The sequence below is a fragment of the Pseudomonas sp. UBA7500 genome (genome assembly GCF_002478435.1).
Lineage (GTDB): Bacteria > Pseudomonadota > Gammaproteobacteria > Pseudomonadales > Pseudomonadaceae > Aquipseudomonas > Aquipseudomonas palmensis.
Map to the genome: position 1 here is coordinate 35,393 of NZ_DLNW01000044.1, position 16,566 is coordinate 51,958.

Sequence of the window (16,566 nt, forward strand, 5' to 3'; positions counted from 1 at the left end):
GAGAATCAGTTATGCAGACTAAGACCGAGGGAACCGAAGAGAAGGGGCCAAGCGACATCCCCTTCATCAATGATCCGGAAAAGCCTAGTTCGCCGCCTCTGAATGATGCGGGCGCAGTTGAAGCGGAAGAAGACATTCAGGCCGATGGCCAATCGATATAAAGAAGGGATGACACTATGGACAATTACCACCTCAGCCCGACGTCAGATGGATGGGAGTTGAAGAAAGCCGGTGCCGACCGTGCATCCAAACGAGCTGCGACGAAACATGAACTGGTAAGCATGCTGTCGGATTTCTTGGATGGTAAAACGGCCTCTGTGAAGATTCACAAAGCAGATGGCACGATTGAAGAGGAGCGCACTTACCCCCGCTCAGCTGACCCACGTCGAACCAAGGGGTGAACACTGTCACAGCTCGTGATCTCGGCATTGATATCACGAGCGCCGAAGGGTTGTTCAGGTGGTTGCTCGCCAGTTTCCTGATGGGAAAGCGGATTCGCTCAAGCGTCGCAGTGCAGACTTATCGAGTACTGGTCGACCAACAAGCTGCGGATACACCGGGTAGGCTCGCTCGCTGCTCGCATTCGACACTCGTCCGTTTGCTCGGCCAGGGAGGTTACGCCCGTTACGATCAGTCGACTGCCCGGCGTCTGCATGTGATAGCTAGCATATTGGAAAACGAGTGGGGAGCTCAGCTTGAGGCGCTGCAAGCTGGCGACCTCAGCAATGAAGGTTTTAGCCGTTGGCTCCTGTCATTCGAAGGGATAGGGCCAAAGACCTTGGAGATCTTTATGAGAGAGGGCCAGGGTCAGTTGCCGGTAGGCAGCGAGGTTTGAATGTTGCATGGCCATATGCCGCCATCGACGTAGTCAACCATGAGTGGAACACTCAATTCTTCCGCTATGACTGGAGAGGCTGATGAAACTGGATGTCGAGGGGCTGTCGCTGTCAGGGATGACGGTCGTTGTGGTAGAGGACGATGAAACCTTACGAACACTTTTGGTGGATATCCTCGTGGAGCTGGGAGCAGGCTGCGACGCTTTTGGCAATGCCGAAGATGCCTTGATGCACCTCATGCGTTTGAAAGGTGAGTGCGCCTTGATGGTTGTAGACCATGGGGTTCCTGGCAGCATTAAAGGCATGGAGTTCATCTCCATGGCTCATGAAAAATGGCCCGGGTTGCCTGCCATCCTCACCTCCGGCTATCAACTGAATGCTTCAGAGGTAACACCTCCCGTTATCTATCTTTTCAAACCCTGGTCTCTTGAAGAACTCATCGTCGCGATAGACCAAGCGCTTCCACACCGAAAACAGCAACCGATTCAAATAGCAGGAGGGCGGGTACTGAGACGTATCTAGCGCTGCAGGGTGTCGCCCAGGGCCTCATCTGTTGATGGTTCGGTAGGGTCAGCAGGGCGGCTTTCGCATGCACTTCCCATCGCACGGTACTCCTTCCTGAGCTCGTGTATTTGCCGGTTGTCCAGTGCCTCCAAATCAAGCACTGAGCGCTCTGCTGACTTTGTGGCCCGGATGAGCTCATCCAGCTTTACATGGATGATGTCATTGTCACGGTTTTGAGTGTTCTGGATTAGGAAAACCATCAGAAAGGTGATGATCGTGGTAGACGTATTGATGATCAATTGCCAGGTATCGTTGTAATGAAACCAGGGGCCTGAAGCCGCCCACATGGCGATCAGTACCACCGCGATCAGGAATGTACTCGGCTTGCCAGAGTGATTTGCAAGCCATTGGCAGAACTGGGCGAATTTCATGATTGGTGTCCAAAAGGGGTCACATTTTTCTGACCACACTGACGCTGGGAAATTTTTTTTACATTTGCGTAGTGCAAGCTGCGCCACATCTGAAATTTGGATAGACAGTAGCTGTTGCCCGTACGGTGGCTGGATCCCGCCTTCTTCACCTCTCTTCAGCCGCCAGGTGTTTGGAGCGCAAACTGTCTGACAGCCAGGCTCAACGCCTGATCATGGTTTAAATTTAAGTACTCCATCTGAAGGTTTGGGCAACCATGAGCGCCGGCGATCATCAATCAACTATAAGCACAAGCCTCGCAACGCGAGGTGATTTGTCCGAACCGTGGGGCCTCATCGATTGGCGCTCAACTGCCATTGGCGATAGAGCTCAGTGGTCGGATGCACTGCAGCATGCTTTTGCATTTCTGCTTACCTCAGATCTGCCATCAGCGCTTCTGTGGTCGCCTGATCGTGCGGTGCTCTATAACGATGCGTGGATTCCAGCCATGGGCCATCGTCATCCTGAGGCGCTTGGCCAGCCCGCTCATGCGGTGTGGACGGCGGTTTGGGGGCGCGTAGCGTCGCAGCTTGATGCCGTAGTGGAAAAAGGTGCCTTACTGCTCCTATCCGATTCGGAATTTCCAGTTAGGCTCGATCGCGAGAAACCTTGGGCGTTTAGCCTGAGTCCTATGAGAGGTGCAGCCGGGGAGGTGAGTGGAATCCTCGTGCAAGGACAGGAGGTGCACCCTTCGGCAATGGAGCCCGTTCCATCGCATATCACATTAGGTCGTGATCGACGAATGTTCGATCAGGCACCGGGCTTCATTACCATTCTCCGAGGCCCCGAGCACGTGTTCGAGTTTGTCAACGAAGCCTTTCGACGAAGTTTCGGTGACCGAGGTTATCTGAATCACTCGATACGGGAAGTCTTTCCTGATTTGCAGGGTCAAGGATATTTCTCCTGGCTCGACACGGTCTATTCAACCGGTGAACGTTTCGTCGCAACAGGTCAGCCGATTTCGCTTTCCTGGAGCCCGGAAGGCAAAGCCACACGCTTTCTTGATTTCGTCTACGAGCCTATCTTTGACGACAGTGGGGGCGTGACCGGAATTTTCTGTGAAGGCTTCGACGTTACCAATCGAGTCGAGACTGAACAGGCTTTGAGGGAGGAAAGCCGGACGCTCGGCATCCTTCGGGACATCAACGCCGTATTCGCTAGTGATCTCAATCTCGAACGCATCGTCCAGAATCTGACCGATTCCGGAATGGCCCTGACTGGTGCGGCATTCGGTTCCTACTTTGCCAACGAAGTTGATGCGACCGGCGCTCATCTAAAGCTCTATACACTGTCGGGCGCGGATCGCTCGGCATTTGAGACATTGGGCCATCCCCGCGCCACCCCCGTGTTTGCACCTACTTTTCGCAACGAGGGCGTTGTTCGTTCTGCGGACATCCTGGCCGACCCTCGTTATGGCCAGTTTGAACCCCATCGCGGCATGCCCAAAGGGCATCTTCCTGTGCGCAGCTATCTGGCTATCTCGGTGGTATCCAGAAGCGGGGATGTACTCGGTGGGTTGTTCTTTGGCCACCCCGAGCCAGGCCGTTTTACTGAGCGACATGAACAGCTGATGGTAGCGTTAGCGGCGCAGGCGGCGGTAGCCATCGACAACGCTCAACTGTATCGCCAGGTGCAACAGGCGAAGGCGACACTTGAAGATAGGGTAGCCCAACGCACCGAAGAGCTTTCACAGGCCAACGAAGCGTTGCGCCAAGCGCAGAAAATGGAGGCGCTCGGGCACTCACCGGCGGCATTGCGCATGATTTCAACAATATATTGGCTGCCATTCTAGGGAGTGCGGATCTGCTTTCCCGTCGATTGAGGCAAGGCAATTCGGATTCCAGCGAGCTACTGCTCAATGGCATCCAGGTCAGCGCCAAACGCGCCGCCTCGCTCACCCAGCGACTGCTGGCGTTTTCGAGAAGACAAACATTGGATCCCCGTCCTACAGACATCAATGTTTTGATCGAAGACCTGAGGGATCTGATCAGTCGCTCAGTTGGGCCAGCGATTACGGTCATCACACAGCTAGAGCCTGAAATTGGATTGGCTCGGATTGACCCGGCGCAGTTGGAAAGTTCGCTGTTGAACCTGGCGATAAATTCTCGGGATGCCATGCCCAATGGTATCGGGGCAATTTCTATCAGCACGGAAATCATAGAGCTCGAAGCCGAAGCAGCGCTCCGAGCTGACCTTACCGCTGGTGAATACATTGTGATTGCGGTGGCAGACACGGGAACAGGCATATCTCAGAGTGATATCAAGCGCATCTTCGACCCTTTCTTCACCACGAAGCCATTAGGGCAGGGCACCGGACTCGGACTTTCCATGGTGCATGGATTCGTGCGCCAATCTGGAGGGCAGGTGGATGTTCATTCCAAAGAAGGTGTGGGCACCACGATTCGCCTCATGCTTCCTCGCTTCGAGGGACAGTTGGAGGTCGATGAGGGAGACCACTCAAGAAACCGCGAGACTCCAAGCGAGGGTGGGGGCAGAGTGCTGGTCGTTGACGATGAGCCAATTGTGCGAATGTCCATGGTTGAAGCGCTGCTAGATGCTGGATACGACGTCGAAGAAACCGAAAGCGGAACCGGCGCCTTGAACGTCCTACGGACGGGTCGTATCTATGATTTGCTGGTCACCGACGTCGGTCTGCCAGGCGCGCTGAATGGTCGCCAGGTGGCTGATGCTGCTCGTGAATTGATTCCTGATTTGCGTGTTCTGTACGTCACCGGTTTCGCTGAAGCATCTGTGCTGAAGGGTGGATTTCTCACGCCGACCACTGCAGTCATAACGAAGCCTTTTGACATCCGCCTGCTGGTTGAAAAAGTGGCTGGAATGCTTCAGCAACGCTAGAAAATCATGAAGGGGCTACAGCCTCAAATGCTGGGTCTGGCTATGGGGCGCAACCTGGCATGGAACTGTTGCGGGGAGGCGGCCGGAGGCATGGAACTCAATACCAAAAATTAGGGGTTGATTTGCCCATGCGAATTTGAGAACAACGACTTTTCCCCGTCTGAGTTCTTCCAGTGTCCTGGCCGTGAATCACCTCCGCGGTGTGCTTTCTCAGAATTGCTTTTGTTCTTTCTCCAGCCCCTGAGGTTCATGAGGCACAGCACTACCTGCAGCACGATTAACGCCCAAGCTTCTGCGTGCCAGCCCCAGACTGACCACAGTATGTTGCTGGCAATGAAAAAACAGAACCCCACCTTGCGCCGTCCGGGACGGCGCGATCCGATACACCAGGCTGCCAGCACAGTAACCGCCATGGCAGGCCATTCCAGCAATTCGATCCAGTTCTCCATCAGAGGCAGTCCCAATCATTAAGCTAATACGCGCTTGCCAGACCGGTTGAACCGAGTCCGGCGAAGCGCTCTGAAATCAAGCTGCCCGCTGCTCGCCCTTGAGCAATTTTCTCTGCGCCTCCATCGTGAGGCCTAACTGTTCAAGTTCGTCTTTGTCTAGAAGCTTCTTCGCAGTAGGGAACAGCTCGGCTTCCTCCTCCTCGATATGATGTTCAAGCAGCTCTTTCATCACCTTCACTCGTCCGGCAAATTCGAGTGTGCCGGTTTCCGTATGAAGCAGATCAGGGAGCACTAGTGAGTCGACAGTACGGTGCTCTTCCTTGGCTTCGTAATACATCTTCGCCTCCTCCTTGCCACCGGCCTGTTTTATCGCCGGATAGAGGATTTCTTCCTCTAAGGCAGTATGGATTTGCAGTTCCTGCTCAATCCGGTGAAGCAATTCAGCGCGCTTCTTGACGGCACGTTCCGTGGTTGATGAAAGCTCTTCCAGTAGCTTCTTCACCACCTTGTGATCTCGAATCAACAGGTCAATTGCATTCATACGCTCACCTCATCGCGGTCGGGAAAATAGTGAATTCTTGTGAGTTGAGTCGTAGTTGACCCATGGGGTTCAACGCTTGTGATGGCTGGTGCGCGCCCCAATCACCTTTTTGGCCCTTCGCCGCCAAGTGCCAGGGCAGCGCGTAGCGCCGCAAGGTGGGTCAAGCCCTGTGGCAAGTTGCCGAGAAAGTGACCGGTAGCGGGATCAATCATTTCGGAGTAGATGCCGATGCCATGATCCAGGCCGTTCACCGCACCGTGAAACGCCGACTGGGCGCGCTCGCATTGCCCCAGCAGCGCCCAGGCTTCGATGAGCCAGAAGGTACTGGCCAGGAAGCAGCCTTCTTCTTCACTGGCTTGGCTATAGCGGTAGTGGAAAGGGCCAGTACCGAGCTCCGACTCCACGGCTTCGAGTGTGCTGCTCAGGCGCTGCCGTGAGGGGTAGCCAAAGCGCACTGCAAGTGCGATCGACGCATCGAGACGGTCACTGCCTGCGTAGAATACGTAAGCCTGGCGCTTTTCACTCCAGCAATGTTCCTCGATCCATGCCGTAATACGCTGCCGCTCTCGTTGCCAGCGCTCCCGGCATGTAGTCGGTAGGTGGCCGCCATCGGCCAATTCGATGGCCCGGCTCAGCGCCTGCCAGCAACTGATCTTGGACAGCGTGTAATGACGCTGTTCGTGCAGCTCCCAGATACCGGCGTCGGCCTGCCTCCAGCTGTCGGCGCATTGATCGGCCAGCCCAGAGAGGATCATCGCGCTTGTCGCATCGAGGATATTGCCGCTGTCGATAAAGCAGCGGGCGGTCTCGAATATGTCGCCGAATACTCCATGCTGGAGCTGGTCGCGAGCGTCGTTACCCACCACCGGTGGCGAGTTTTTGTAACCCGGCAGGTCTACCGGGCGGGTGCACTCTCCGATTGCACCGTCGAGTGTATAAAACACACGTGGGCCATGTTCACCTAGCCGATTCAGCAGCCAGGTGAAGGCTGCCTTGGCCTCAGGCTGCGCGCCGATAGCGAGGAAGGCTTCAATGGTATAGCCGGCATCCCGGATCCAGGCGAAGCGGTAATCGAAGTTCTTGTTCCCGCCTATCCGCTCAGGCAGCGACGAGGTGCCCGCCGCCATGATCGCGCCGCTCGGTGAGGACAGCAGAATCTTCAATGCCAGCGCATTGCGGACAACCAGCGATTTGAACGGGCCGTCGTAGATCAGGCCTTTCGACCATTGCTGCCACTCACGGTGGGAGCCATCGATACGTTCGTCGATGAGTTCGAGCGGGGGAAGCACCAACGGCTCATCCCGGCCCGCGACGATAGCCAGTACGGTTCGCAGTCCCTGGCCAACGCTGATGAATGCCCTGACGCCCATATCATCCTTGCGATCAATACGCACCTGGGTGTCGTGGATGAACATGCCGAGAATGTGCCCGGCATGGAAGACACAGCCGTTGTCGTTCGGTGCGAGGTAGGGACTGACGGTGTCGGCTTGGGTGCCAAAGTCGATGGCGATCTTGAAATCGACTTGCCCTTCGATCCCCTCTATGCGTCTGGCGAGTTCGGCCCATGGCAAACGGCCCGCTGTCCCGCTGTTGAGGGACTCGGTCAGCCGGGCCCGGCCACTGGGCGTGACGAACAGTGTCTCCAGTACATTACTGTCCGGAAGGTAACGGCGTTCTGCGCGGCAGTTTTCGCATGGCGTAATGGAAAAGAATCCACCTGAATGGGGCGCGAGTAATCGGTCGAACAGCGGAGGGGAATCCATGTGGGGTACACACCACCAGTCGATAGATCCATCCAGGCCAATCAAGGCTACAGAGCGCCCATCGCCGAGCGCTCCGTATTCCTCCAGCAACAACCAACCGCCGTCATCCCGCTGAGGCTCCCCGTGTTGCCATCCATCGAGCGATGTAATTTCCACGCGACGCCTCCGAGATAGGTTGTCCTGTTCGGACATAGCCGTCGAATACAGAGTTCGTCTCAATTTCCAGCTCGTGAGCTTTTAAGGATTCACAATAAAGGGAATTTCAAATGGCCATCGAAATCTCAATAGCGTCACAGGCGCCAGTCGCCTGACTTCAACCCTCCACTAACAAGAGCAAAAGGAGGCTTCATGACTTGTCTGATTTGCGCCGGGCATGCTGAGTCCGTTGAATGTGGTACCGGTTGGGAGGAGCGCCATTGCTCGCAGTGCGGGAGCTATCGCATGTCCCAAACGCTCGTTCTGGTGATGATGGAAGAGGAGCAAATCTTCGATACCCCCCGGATGCGAGAGTGGCTCATTACCCGGCGCGGTTGTGTGTCCGTCCCCGTTATCGAACCTCATCATGCCATCCTCGTCACTTGAATCAGCACAGGCATAAGAGCGTCGTCACTCGTCGGGAATGATCGAGATCTTTCCATTGCGCTCGACGATGGCAAATTTGATCTGCTCTACTTTTTCGAGACCTTGACTGTCTCGCGCCGATTCGAGGATGTCGTCTTCCGTTAGCCGAGCTCGACGCATGCGATGGTGGAGAAAACGGCCATTCTCGACGACCAGCGTTGCGTGGCCGTCCAGCAGTCGCGCCAAGGGCTTGGAATTAAGTTTTGCGAGCGACAGTCCGACATCCAGCACTATCAGCGTCGCAATGACCAACATGGCATTGGTGAAGGAAAAGTCATCGCCCAGCAAAGCCTGCTGGGTCGCTTCGCCGATGATCAGTAACAGGACGAAGTCAAAGGTGGTCAGGTCGGCCAGTGAGCGTCTGCCGGCGACGCGAAACAACAGCATCAATGCGATGTACATGCCGGCTGCGCGGAGGATCGAATCCATCAATCGCTCCTCAAGGAAATAGGAAGGTGGTGAAGTGGACAGCACTGGATGGGCCTGCACGCACCATACCTTCAAGGGTGCCCACATACTCGCTGCGCACGGTGAGGTAGAGCGTGGCACTACCATCCTCGCTAGTACCCAGTTGCAGCAGAATGGCCTTGCCCTGTGAGAGCGAGGCTTGTGGTTGGGGTTGCAGTGTTTCGATACTGGCTTCGCGCAGTAGTGAACCATCGAGTAGCACCATGATGGGGTCTCGGGCGCTACCGCGAACCGTGATGCGCAAGGAATCAGTCGTGCCGCTACGGCTGAGGCGTTGATACTCGACATGCAAACGGCCATCCGCGCTTGTAACCTGGGCATTGCTGAGCGGGCCATTGCCGAAGACGCCGGCCAACCCAAGTAAGACAACGACCACCAGCACGTACCAACCCACGCGTTCGAAGCGCCAAACGCGCTGTTGCATGGCCATGTCTTCCTGAACAGGGTGCTGTCTGGACACCAGTTCATCATCCGTCACAGTTTTAGCCCTCAGGCGCGCTCCCCACGTAGCCAGCGCTTGTGATAATGGATCAGGCGGGTGAGCCCATAGACGGCACCGTCGTGCATGACCTGCGCTCGCTCACCAAAAAAAAGCTGGGTACAGGTAAACACGGCAATCGGGTCGCCGGCGAACGCCCACGCGAAGCACAGCGTGCCGGGTAAAACCCCGGATGCTGGGCCAGGCCCGGCTACACCGGTTGTTGCAATAACGACGTTGGCATCGCTGTCTTTCAATGCCCCTAACGCCATTTCCCAGGCAACTGGCTCGCTGGTCAGCCCGTACCGCTCGATGGTTTCCGTACTCACACCTAGCAGCCGCTTCTTGGCGGAGGGCGAATACACGACATAGCCGCTTTCCAGTACCTCGCCCGTACCTGGGAAGGCCGCCAGCAAAGCGACCATGCAGCCTGCTGTACAGGACTCGGCAGTGGTGAGTACCAGGTGGTGGTCTTTGAGATAGCCGAGCACGGCCAGTACGGGGTCACTTGCCATCTTGGTGTAGACTCGTTGTTCTTTTGCGGTGGACGCATTTGATGTGCGAATGGTTCACCGTGTTATCGCCAGTCTTTTCTCGGATATCTGATCTGAAATCGGCTAACCGTGATGTCCCCACTGACGGCGAAGGTCGAGCGAGCTCACATTCTCAAACCATCACAGCAGAAAGATAGATACCGAAGGCGAGTCGAAGCTCAAAGAAGGTGGGTCTCACGTAGTCACTTTTGAAGCCTCAGGCTGACGAGAAACGCGTCGACGGTGCGCATTGACCCAATTTCTTCATCAATTACTGATCACCAATCGAGCGCATAAGCGCATAGCAGTCAGCACGAGATGAAGGAATGAGAAAGCATTGAGGCTCGCAATAGCAAGCCTCATCAGCACGCTTAGAGGATTGGTTTGCCTCCGGTCACAGCGTAGCGCGAACCGGAGATGTAGCTGGCTTCATCCGATCCCAGCAAGACGTAGATCGGTGCGACTTCAACCGGTTGGCCAGGACGACCCATCGGGTAGCTCGCGCCGAAGTTCCTGACGGCTTCATCTGGCATGGTGGCAGGAATCAGCGGTGTCCAGATCGGGCCGGGTGCCACGCTGTTGACCCGAATGCCTTTCTTGCCCAGCAGTTGGGAGAGGCCTGCGGTGAAATTGGCAATCGCACCTTTGGTGGCGGCATATGCCAACAGGCTGGGTGACGGGTCGTCAGAGTTGACCGAGCTGGTATTGATGATCGAGCCGCCTTTTGGCATCGAGGGCAGCGCACGCTGGCAAATACGGAAAATGGCGGTGATGTTGGTATCGAAGGTCTTCACCCACTCATCGTCGTCAATCTCGTCCAGGCCCTCATGTGCCATCTGGAAAGCGGCATTGTTGACCAGAATATCAATACGACCGAACTGCGCCACGGTCTTGTCGACAATGTCGTAGCAGTGTTGTTTCTGCGCCAAATCGCCGGGGAGCAGCAGGCACTGACGGCCAGCAGCTTCAACCCAGCGCGCAGTCTCTTGCGCATCTTCGTGCTCATCCAGATAGGAAACAGCAACGTCTGCGCCTTCACGGGCATACGCAATGGCCACGGCCCGACCGATGCCGCTGTCTGCACCCGTGATCAACGCGACTTTACCCTCAAGCCGGTTGTTGCCGGTATAGGTCTGTTCACCACAGTCTGGATACGGCTCCATCTTGCGCTGCGAACCTGGCACGCTTTGCGGTTGGGATGGGAATGGAGGAGTAGGGTAGTCGCTCATGGTGGGAAGCTCCTGCAGTTAAGAACGCTCACTTCAGTTCGAACGGTTGGAGAAGCCACTGTTGAACTGAATGCCGATTTTGAACGACAAGTGGTCTAGCGACGCTTGCGTTGCGAACGGGAGACGGCAAAACCAGCAATAATTCCCAGCAAGGCAGCGCCCACAAACAGTGGTTTTTTGACTTTCTGGGTTCGCCAACCACCTTGTACACTGCGCCGACCACTAGGTGGATTGAACAGGTTCCCAGACGATATCTCGCTACTCGGGCTGCGATCTAGGCCCCATCGCGTCAGCCGGCCTGAAAGCAGTGGCAGTCCCGGTATGAGGAAGCTGACCAGGTGGGCGAAGCGGGCGGCGGCGCCCACAGTGATATGCGCACGAGGGGAAATAGCGCAGGCAACCATGGCCTTTGCCACCAATTCCGGATCGTAGATCGGCCCTGGCGGTGTGAGCGCGTGGCCGGTGTAGTTGCCCCCATCTCTGAAACCCGGTGTGTCCATGACTGCGGGATAGATATCGCAAACATGGATGGCGGGAAATTTTACCAGTTCGCCGCGTAGTGCATCGGTTAGGCCACGCAAGCCGAACTTGCTTGCAGAGTAGGCAGCCGCATAGGGCTGTGCGATCCAACTACCCAGTGACAACGTGTTGATTAAAATGCCGCTGCGCTGTGCCTTGAAGTAGGGAAGGGCCACGTATGCGCCGCGCAGGTAGCCGATCAGGTCGGTTTGGATGACCTGCTCATGGGCCTCGAGGGGGGTATCTTCGAAATTGCCCACTGCGCCCACTCCGGCGTTGTTGACCCAGATGTCTATCCGTCCATGGCCAAATTCGGCCGCGCGTGCAGCGAGTGCTTCGACCTCATCGCTTTTAGTGACATCGGTGGTGATCGCCACAGCGTCAGTACCGCAATCTGTGCACTCATCCAGCACATCGAACAACGCTTCCTCATCGCTTGCAGCAAGCACCAGACGAGCATCTTTGCAGGCAAACGCTAGCGCAGCGGCCCGGCCTATGCCACTGGAGGCGCCCGTGATGACCACAACTTTGCCTCGCAGAGGGCCTTTGATCGGATAGGTGTTAGTGGCATCTGCCGATTCCAGGTTTTGTTTGCCGTCATCAAGGGACGCGATGGTTTCACTGGCCTCGATTCTGCAAAGCTCGAGCGATGTGCCATCGACCAATGTCAGGATCAGCCCCTCAATGGTGCCCGCCGCCCGATTCGGGAATACGGGCTCGCCCTTGGCATCCAGACTGTCGTAAATGAAACGAGTACCTTCTAGCCAACCTAGTGCGGTCAAAAGCTCTGGGCAGAGGTAATACTTGCCGTCGAGAAAAAAGCCCGGGAATTGATGAGCACGCTCGACATTTTCCACACGATAGCGTTCGCCGTTTTTCATGCCTGTCGCTTGATCAATCATTTTGTGAACTCCTTCGGTCAGTCGAATGCAGGATGCTCAACCTTTGCTGTGCTCATCGGATGTCGGCCCTGTGCCGCGCTTGATCCCGCGCGGGCCGGCGATCCCCCAGATAGCTAGCCCCACAAGGGGAAACACGACAATCAGTAGTGCCCAGAGCGCCTTGGTTGCATCGGACTTGTCGCTTCTGAACACACTGACAATGGCCCACAAGTCAACAAGCAGGAGAATCGCCGCGACCGCGATCCAGAAGTACATGGCTAGATCGTTCATATTCTTGTCTCCCGTGCCTTACACGTAGTCAGGGCCCAAGGTTCCGGCGACAGCCCCGGGAACGAGGATGACCTTGCGGCAGTTGTCCTGTTTCTGGTCGAACATCTTGTAGCCCAGAGCCGCTTCTTCCAGAGCAAGACGGTGGGTGACGATCAGTTCGGGTTGCAGGCGCCCGGCCTCAATGTGTTCGAGCAGCTCATGCAGGTATTTATGTACGTGGGTCTGGCCCATCTTGAACGTCAGTCCTTTGTCGAAAGCGTCACCGAACAGAAAGCCGTGGATGAAGCCGGCATAGACTCCCGGAACGCTGATCACCCCCCCGCGTCGAACTGCTGCAATGCTCTGACGCAAGGCTTTACCGCTGCTGCCTTCGATCTTCAGCGCGGTCATTACCGTTTCGGTGGTGCTCCCCTTGGCCTCGAAACCTATTGCATCAATGGCCGCATCCACGCCACGCATGCCCGGCGTCTGGCGAATGATGCTGTCGGCGGGGTCGTCATCCTGCTCGAAGTTGATCGGGATAACGCCGTAGGCATCCTGGGCGTAGGCCAAGCGGTAGTCGTTGTCATCGACCATGAAGATCGTCTGGGCACCGAGCATTCGGGCGCAGGCGGCACTGAGCAAGCCGACCGGCCCAGCACCGTAAATAGCCACGGAAGAACCTTGGCCAATCTCGGCATTGATGACCGCCTGCCAGGCGGTTGGCAGGATGTCGGAGAGAAACAGCACCTTGTCGTCGCCCAGGGTGGTGGGTACTTTGAAGGGCCCGACATTGGCCTTGGGCACCCGCACGTAATCGGCCTGGCCTCCCGGCACGCCACCATACAAGTGGCTATAGCCAAACAGGGCGGCGCCCGGTGGGATGCCTTTGTTGTTGATGATCGAACCGCGCCCGGTGTTGGTGGTTTCGCAGGCGGCGAACAGATCGTGCTGGCAGAAGAAGCAACTGCCACAGGCGATCACGAAGGGGATCACCACGCGGTCACCAATTTGCAGGTTGGTCACGCCTTTGCCGACGTCCTCGACAATGCCCATGAACTCGTGGCCGAAAATGTCGCCGGTCTCCGTCTGCGGGATCTTGCCCCGATACAAATGCAGATCCGAGCCGCAAATGGCGGTAGCGGTCACCCTGAGGATGATGTCATCCGCCTCCTGGATGACGGGGTCAGGGACGGTATCGACTCTGACATCGTTGGCTCCGTGGTAGGTCAGTGCTCTCATCGGGATCAACTCCTTCAGCTGCATGGATGAATAATGGGTATGCAGGTGAAGGCATTATGGGCAGCAAAGTTCAGAGCAATATGTCGGGCGGCGGGGCATGCAATGCTTCTGTGAGAAGTGCTGAACAATCATGGCCCTACTAGTATCGAATCATCAGATCTGATGCGAAGCGCGGATGCCCATCGATAGGTCAACGTGCCCACGATGACGTGAGCATTGGCATGGAACCCAAGGTTGTGGCGACATGATGCTCTTGATCGTCATTCATAGGAGGCTGTGGAGTATGAGCAGTTCTGTGATCTATACGATTGGACACTCAAACCGATCCTTCGACGAATTCGTGAGGCTATTAGACAGCTTCAAGGTCGAGTGTGTGGTTGATATACGTACAGTGCCGAAATCCCGAACGAATCCTCAATACAACATCGATCTGCTTCCTGACTCATTGAACCGGTGTGGGATCACTTACCGTCAACTACCCAAGCTAGGCGGGTTGCGCAAGAAGTCGACAACGATTGCAGAAAATGCAAATGCGTACTGGGAGAATCGCGGCTTTCACAACTATGCGGATTACGCGCTTTCCCCGGCTTTTGCTGAGGGGCTAGGAGAGTTGATTACCGTAAGCAAAACGCAGCAGTGCGTGATCATGTGCGCTGAAGCAGTATGGTGGCGCTGTCATCGGAGAATCGTCAGCGATTACTTACTGATCCGAGGAATCCCGGTGTTTCACATCATGGAGAAGGCCAAATCTAGCAAGGCTACCCTCACTCCGGCAGCGCGCCCTCAAGAGCTGAAGGTGCTGTACCCCCGCCCCGAGGAAAAAGTGGATATCAAGAGTCTTACAACCTAGCCTCAAACCTTCAGCCATCAGTTTGTTCTTCAGGCGGCACCTGACCTTCGAGCCAATCTGGAACTTCCATCTCCGGCTCTGGTACCGGCTCACCGGGGTTGTGCGGGATTGGGTCTACGTAAGGATCGAGTGTCAGGGGGATATTGTCTTGCTTTGGATCGGCCATGGCGTTTACACCTCGTTGCATGAATGACTGTTCAAGGCGTTAGGCTGCTGGCGGGAGCACGCGTTCATTCTCATTCCGCGAGAAAAACTTCCGCCACAAAGCTGCCTACGCACTGAGTGAGTCGTTAAAGCGCAGAAGTGCTGCAGCCCGGATTCGGGCAAGGAGCTATCTGCCTTTCAAGGGCACTTGCAATGCGTCCCTGCCGGTCGATGTCGTCCTCGAGCTGAGAAATTTTATCCATTCACCCCCCAGCTTTGGTGTGGATCACGCTATGGGCACCTGAAGTACTTCGCCCCTCTCCAGCAGGTCTCTGTTCCCTCGCAACTACCCTAGCTCGACCTGTAGCCCATACCATCGCTCGACTCATCGTTTCTCCAGGCCGCTTGTCATATGCTTCCTCGTATCTCATCGCGCCTGTCGACTCATAGATACCGATAAAGAGTTGGGTGTCGCCGGTACGCGACAGGCGAACCTGGACGTCCAGGGAAGCGCCATCGTCAAGCAGCTCCTGATGTGTCCTGTGGTGCAAGTTCGGATCTGCCCAAGCCCAAAATACCTCTCCCCGCTGTCGCATGACTGACTCCTCATAATCTTCGTCAAGACAGCGTAGCCCGCGTGAGGCGGTGCTGCTAGCTGAATAGTGTCAGGCTGTGCCCCCTAGGAAAAACCATGGTCTGGCTTGATGCTTTCACATAATCCTACTAATACTAATGGCTTGCGAAGGGGGGTGATCATGCAGACGCGCTTTGTTGTGGTTCCTGCTGTGCCACGGGAAAAGGAGCTTTTTCCAAGGCGCACCGGTTTTCCAGCCGCACTAAGTAACGGCTATGATCTTTACGATACTCAAGAGAAAATTCGATTGAGCTTTAACTTCTCCTCACGCGCTGAAGCGGAGCATGAGTGCGAGTACCGCAATAGCCCGCGAGATCTGAACGACTCAAATGTTGCTGGTCATGCTTAACGTAGGCGAACGGGTCGTGCGCTTGTCTATTGAAATAAGTCGTGGCCACAATCCGGCTTAGATTGATTGGTCGCTGAAAGTATTGAGCGACTATGACGGTCGGCTTACTTATTGAATTGAACGACCTTTTTTTACTTACTTCTAATTAATGGGGCTGATAGTCCGCTGTGAATAAATGACAGTCAAAGATATTTTTTGAATGTTGCAGCCGTGATTGCCACCATCCATCCAAGCAATGCAGCGCATGGCAGGAGCACCCAAATAGGATTCACCGTGAAAGGGAGGGAGAGATAAATTACCCAGGGGCTGACCATCAGCGGTAACAGTGTCCTCTTCGCACGGTGGTATACAAAACTGCTTTCGCGGCCCGCTCCGAATTTGCGAAGGTCACGGCGCATCAAACCGTCGACGGCACCGGTGATCACCGCGAGCAGGAACAAGGGCATCGCCAGTGTGAGAACGGCCAGTCGCACCACAAAAGTGAAGACCGTAAACAGAGCCGCTAGCAGATACTCCTGTGTCACAACGTAGATCTGCGCGAGCTGCCCATGTAATGACGCATCTCGACTGAGCAGTTTCAGCTGGTTATGGAATGTCGCCCATCCAGAGCGCACCACGACCCAGTCGTTCAGGTGTTCGATTACCTTCGCCGTCGCTTGTGCTGGTTCTTGCACAAGAAGAGAATTCTTGAAGTGGCCACTGAGCCAGCCCAGCTCGCTTAGCCCCATGGCATAGCTGTGATGCCAGCCCTGCTCGGGCCAGAACCACAGCATGCCTACGAATTCCAGCATGATGGAGAAGATCAGCGACGCGAACAGCAGGCCGAGTAGCCGCAGGCATAGCTCGAGCGTGCCGAAGATGAGTCCCGGACTTCGCTGTGGAGGAGTCGGGCTGGCTGGGGTGGTAGGCATATGGGGCTCCAGAGTATTCG

21 protein-coding genes and 1 pseudogene are annotated in these 16,566 nt (G+C 55.8%); 8 read left to right on the forward strand and 14 right to left on the reverse strand.

Annotated elements, in window-relative coordinates; all coding sequences use genetic code 11:
- The first annotated feature begins 11 nt into the window (after positions 1-11).
- From B4I46_RS17155 to B4I46_RS17170, 3 genes are all read left to right on the forward strand, one after another.
- Entirely contained in the window at positions 12-161 is a 150-nt protein-coding gene (locus B4I46_RS17155; RefSeq protein WP_197885016.1) for a hypothetical protein, read from the forward strand.
- Between the two features lie 15 nt (positions 162-176).
- The gene (locus tag B4I46_RS17160) at positions 177-401 is read left to right on the forward strand and encodes a DUF2188 domain-containing protein (protein ID WP_197885015.1); all 225 of its coding nucleotides are present in this window, start codon (positions 177-179) and stop codon (positions 399-401) included.
- Positions 402-917: 516 nt separating this feature from the next.
- Positions 918-1,358, forward strand: coding sequence for a response regulator (locus B4I46_RS17170; protein ID WP_197885014.1), 441 nt, complete (start codon positions 918-920; stop codon positions 1,356-1,358).
- Here B4I46_RS17170 and B4I46_RS17175 read toward each other — a convergent pair.
- Complete coding sequence (locus B4I46_RS17175) at positions 1,355-1,771, reverse strand: low affinity iron permease family protein (RefSeq protein WP_286901112.1); 417 nt, start codon at positions 1,769-1,771, stop codon at positions 1,355-1,357. The genes B4I46_RS17170 and B4I46_RS17175 overlap by 4 nt on opposite strands.
- A 254-nt stretch (positions 1,772-2,025) precedes the next feature.
- Between B4I46_RS17175 and B4I46_RS17180 the strand changes: the two genes are divergently transcribed.
- Both B4I46_RS17180 and B4I46_RS17185 read left to right on the forward strand, forming a co-directional pair.
- Positions 2,026-3,600: a PAS domain-containing protein gene (locus tag B4I46_RS17180; protein WP_286901114.1), complete on the forward strand. Its 1,575-nt coding sequence runs from the start codon at positions 2,026-2,028 to the stop codon at positions 3,598-3,600.
- Positions 3,585-4,664 (forward strand): ATP-binding protein, encoded by a 1,080-nt coding sequence (locus B4I46_RS17185; RefSeq protein ID WP_286901115.1) that lies wholly within the window; start codon positions 3,585-3,587, stop codon positions 4,662-4,664. Before B4I46_RS17180 ends, B4I46_RS17185 begins: the two co-directional genes overlap by 16 nt.
- Before the next feature lie 224 nt (positions 4,665-4,888).
- Here B4I46_RS17185 and B4I46_RS17190 read toward each other — a convergent pair.
- The 3 genes and pseudogenes from B4I46_RS17190 to B4I46_RS17200 all read right to left on the reverse strand — a co-directional run.
- Positions 4,889-5,113 (reverse strand): annotated as a pseudogene (locus tag B4I46_RS17190) (hypothetical protein); the annotation flags it as partial.
- Positions 5,114-5,189: 76 nt separating this feature from the next.
- The gene (locus B4I46_RS17195; RefSeq protein WP_197885012.1) at positions 5,190-5,654 is read right to left on the reverse strand and encodes a hemerythrin domain-containing protein; all 465 of its coding nucleotides are present in this window, start codon (positions 5,652-5,654) and stop codon (positions 5,190-5,192) included.
- Positions 5,655-5,755: 101 nt separating this feature from the next.
- Entirely contained in the window at positions 5,756-7,510 is a 1,755-nt protein-coding gene (locus B4I46_RS17200) for a glycoside hydrolase family 15 protein (protein ID WP_286901353.1), read from the reverse strand.
- Positions 7,511-7,858: 348 nt separating this feature from the next.
- On the opposite strand from B4I46_RS17200, the gene B4I46_RS17205 reads away from it, so the two are divergent.
- Positions 7,859-7,999: a hypothetical protein gene (locus B4I46_RS17205; RefSeq protein WP_286901119.1), complete on the forward strand. Its 141-nt coding sequence runs from the start codon at positions 7,859-7,861 to the stop codon at positions 7,997-7,999.
- Between the two features lie 24 nt (positions 8,000-8,023).
- Here B4I46_RS17205 and B4I46_RS17210 read toward each other — a convergent pair whose 3' ends face one another.
- The 7 genes from B4I46_RS17210 to B4I46_RS17240 form a co-directional block, all read right to left on the reverse strand.
- Entirely contained in the window at positions 8,024-8,467 is a 444-nt protein-coding gene (locus tag B4I46_RS17210) for a DUF421 domain-containing protein (RefSeq protein WP_209868259.1), read from the reverse strand.
- 10 nt (positions 8,468-8,477) lie between these two features.
- Entirely contained in the window at positions 8,478-8,930 is a 453-nt protein-coding gene (locus tag B4I46_RS17215) for a hypothetical protein (RefSeq protein WP_209868260.1), read from the reverse strand.
- Between the two features lie 65 nt (positions 8,931-8,995).
- Positions 8,996-9,499 carry a CinA family protein gene (locus tag B4I46_RS17220; RefSeq protein WP_286901122.1) on the reverse strand — a complete coding sequence of 168 codons (504 nt, stop codon included), beginning with the start codon at positions 9,497-9,499 and terminating at the stop codon, positions 8,996-8,998.
- Between the two features lie 389 nt (positions 9,500-9,888).
- Entirely contained in the window at positions 9,889-10,746 is an 858-nt protein-coding gene (locus tag B4I46_RS17225) for an SDR family oxidoreductase (RefSeq protein WP_197885009.1), read from the reverse strand.
- 95 nt (positions 10,747-10,841) lie between these two features.
- Positions 10,842-12,167 carry an SDR family oxidoreductase gene (locus B4I46_RS17230; protein ID WP_286901123.1) on the reverse strand — a complete coding sequence of 442 codons (1,326 nt, stop codon included), beginning with the start codon at positions 12,165-12,167 and terminating at the stop codon, positions 10,842-10,844.
- Positions 12,168-12,203: 36 nt separating this feature from the next.
- A complete protein-coding gene (locus B4I46_RS17235; protein WP_197885007.1) occupies positions 12,204-12,437 on the reverse strand; it encodes a PLD nuclease N-terminal domain-containing protein in 234 nt (77 codons plus the stop codon).
- An 18-nt stretch (positions 12,438-12,455) separates the two neighbouring features.
- A complete protein-coding gene (locus B4I46_RS17240) occupies positions 12,456-13,658 on the reverse strand; it encodes a zinc-dependent alcohol dehydrogenase (RefSeq protein ID WP_286901125.1) in 1,203 nt (400 codons plus the stop codon).
- A gap of 244 nt (positions 13,659-13,902) precedes the next feature.
- Here B4I46_RS17240 and B4I46_RS17245 point away from each other — a divergent pair, with 244 nt between their 5' ends.
- Positions 13,903-14,508: a DUF488 family protein gene (locus B4I46_RS17245; RefSeq protein ID WP_232109334.1), complete on the forward strand. Its 606-nt coding sequence runs from the start codon at positions 13,903-13,905 to the stop codon at positions 14,506-14,508.
- 10 nt (positions 14,509-14,518) lie between these two features.
- Here B4I46_RS17245 and B4I46_RS17250 read toward each other — a convergent pair whose 3' ends face one another.
- Entirely contained in the window at positions 14,519-14,674 is a 156-nt protein-coding gene (locus B4I46_RS17250; protein WP_197885006.1) for a hypothetical protein, read from the reverse strand.
- A gap of 241 nt (positions 14,675-14,915) precedes the next feature.
- On the reverse strand, positions 14,916-15,248 hold the full coding sequence (locus B4I46_RS17255) for a hypothetical protein (protein WP_286901128.1): 333 nt from the start codon (positions 15,246-15,248) through the stop codon (positions 14,916-14,918).
- 153 nt (positions 15,249-15,401) lie between these two features.
- On the opposite strand from B4I46_RS17255, the gene B4I46_RS17260 reads away from it, so the two are divergent.
- Entirely contained in the window at positions 15,402-15,635 is a 234-nt protein-coding gene (locus tag B4I46_RS17260; RefSeq protein WP_197885039.1) for a hypothetical protein, read from the forward strand.
- 182 nt (positions 15,636-15,817) lie between these two features.
- Here the strand turns inward: B4I46_RS17260 and B4I46_RS17265 are convergent, their stop codons facing one another.
- Complete coding sequence (locus B4I46_RS17265) at positions 15,818-16,546, reverse strand: TIGR03747 family integrating conjugative element membrane protein (protein ID WP_286901129.1); 729 nt, start codon at positions 16,544-16,546, stop codon at positions 15,818-15,820.
- Between the last annotated feature and the right edge of the window lie 20 nt (positions 16,547-16,566).

What these genes read in the sequence shown, in the direction of transcription:
- B4I46_RS17175 (WP_286901112.1), bottom strand. Translation starts at nt 1,771, where the DNA reads ATGAAATTCGCCCAGTTCTGCCAATGGCTTGCAAATCACTCTGGCAAG.
- B4I46_RS17205 (WP_286901119.1), top strand. Translation starts at nt 7,859, where the DNA reads ATGTCCCAAACGCTCGTTCTGGTGATGATGGAAGAGGAGCAAATCTTC.
- B4I46_RS17210 (WP_209868259.1), bottom strand. Translation starts at nt 8,467, where the DNA reads ATGGATTCGATCCTCCGCGCAGCCGGCATGTACATCGCATTGATGCTG.
- B4I46_RS17160 (WP_197885015.1), top strand. Translation starts at nt 177, where the DNA reads ATGGACAATTACCACCTCAGCCCGACGTCAGATGGATGGGAGTTGAAG.
- B4I46_RS17195 (WP_197885012.1), bottom strand. Translation starts at nt 5,654, where the DNA reads ATGAATGCAATTGACCTGTTGATTCGAGATCACAAGGTGGTGAAGAAG.
- B4I46_RS17220 (WP_286901122.1), bottom strand. Translation starts at nt 9,499, where the DNA reads ATGGCAAGTGACCCCGTACTGGCCGTGCTCGGCTATCTCAAAGACCAC.
- B4I46_RS17245 (WP_232109334.1), top strand. Translation starts at nt 13,903, where the DNA reads ATGATGCTCTTGATCGTCATTCATAGGAGGCTGTGGAGTATGAGCAGT.
- B4I46_RS17225 (WP_197885009.1), bottom strand. Translation starts at nt 10,746, where the DNA reads ATGAGCGACTACCCTACTCCTCCATTCCCATCCCAACCGCAAAGCGTG.
- B4I46_RS17230 (WP_286901123.1), bottom strand. Translation starts at nt 12,167, where the DNA reads ATGATTGATCAAGCGACAGGCATGAAAAACGGCGAACGCTATCGTGTG.
- B4I46_RS17180 (WP_286901114.1), top strand. Translation starts at nt 2,026, where the DNA reads ATGAGCGCCGGCGATCATCAATCAACTATAAGCACAAGCCTCGCAACG.
- B4I46_RS17255 (WP_286901128.1), bottom strand. Translation starts at nt 15,248, where the DNA reads ATGCGACAGCGGGGAGAGGTATTTTGGGCTTGGGCAGATCCGAACTTG.
- B4I46_RS17250 (WP_197885006.1), bottom strand. Translation starts at nt 14,674, where the DNA reads ATGGCCGATCCAAAGCAAGACAATATCCCCCTGACACTCGATCCTTAC.
- B4I46_RS17240 (WP_286901125.1), bottom strand. Translation starts at nt 13,658, where the DNA reads ATGAGAGCACTGACCTACCACGGAGCCAACGATGTCAGAGTCGATACC.
- B4I46_RS17170 (WP_197885014.1), top strand. Translation starts at nt 918, where the DNA reads ATGAAACTGGATGTCGAGGGGCTGTCGCTGTCAGGGATGACGGTCGTT.
- B4I46_RS17215 (WP_209868260.1), bottom strand. Translation starts at nt 8,930, where the DNA reads ATGCAACAGCGCGTTTGGCGCTTCGAACGCGTGGGTTGGTACGTGCTG.
- B4I46_RS17155 (WP_197885016.1), top strand. Translation starts at nt 12, where the DNA reads ATGCAGACTAAGACCGAGGGAACCGAAGAGAAGGGGCCAAGCGACATC.
- B4I46_RS17235 (WP_197885007.1), bottom strand. Translation starts at nt 12,437, where the DNA reads ATGAACGATCTAGCCATGTACTTCTGGATCGCGGTCGCGGCGATTCTC.
- B4I46_RS17265 (WP_286901129.1), bottom strand. Translation starts at nt 16,546, where the DNA reads ATGCCTACCACCCCAGCCAGCCCGACTCCTCCACAGCGAAGTCCGGGA.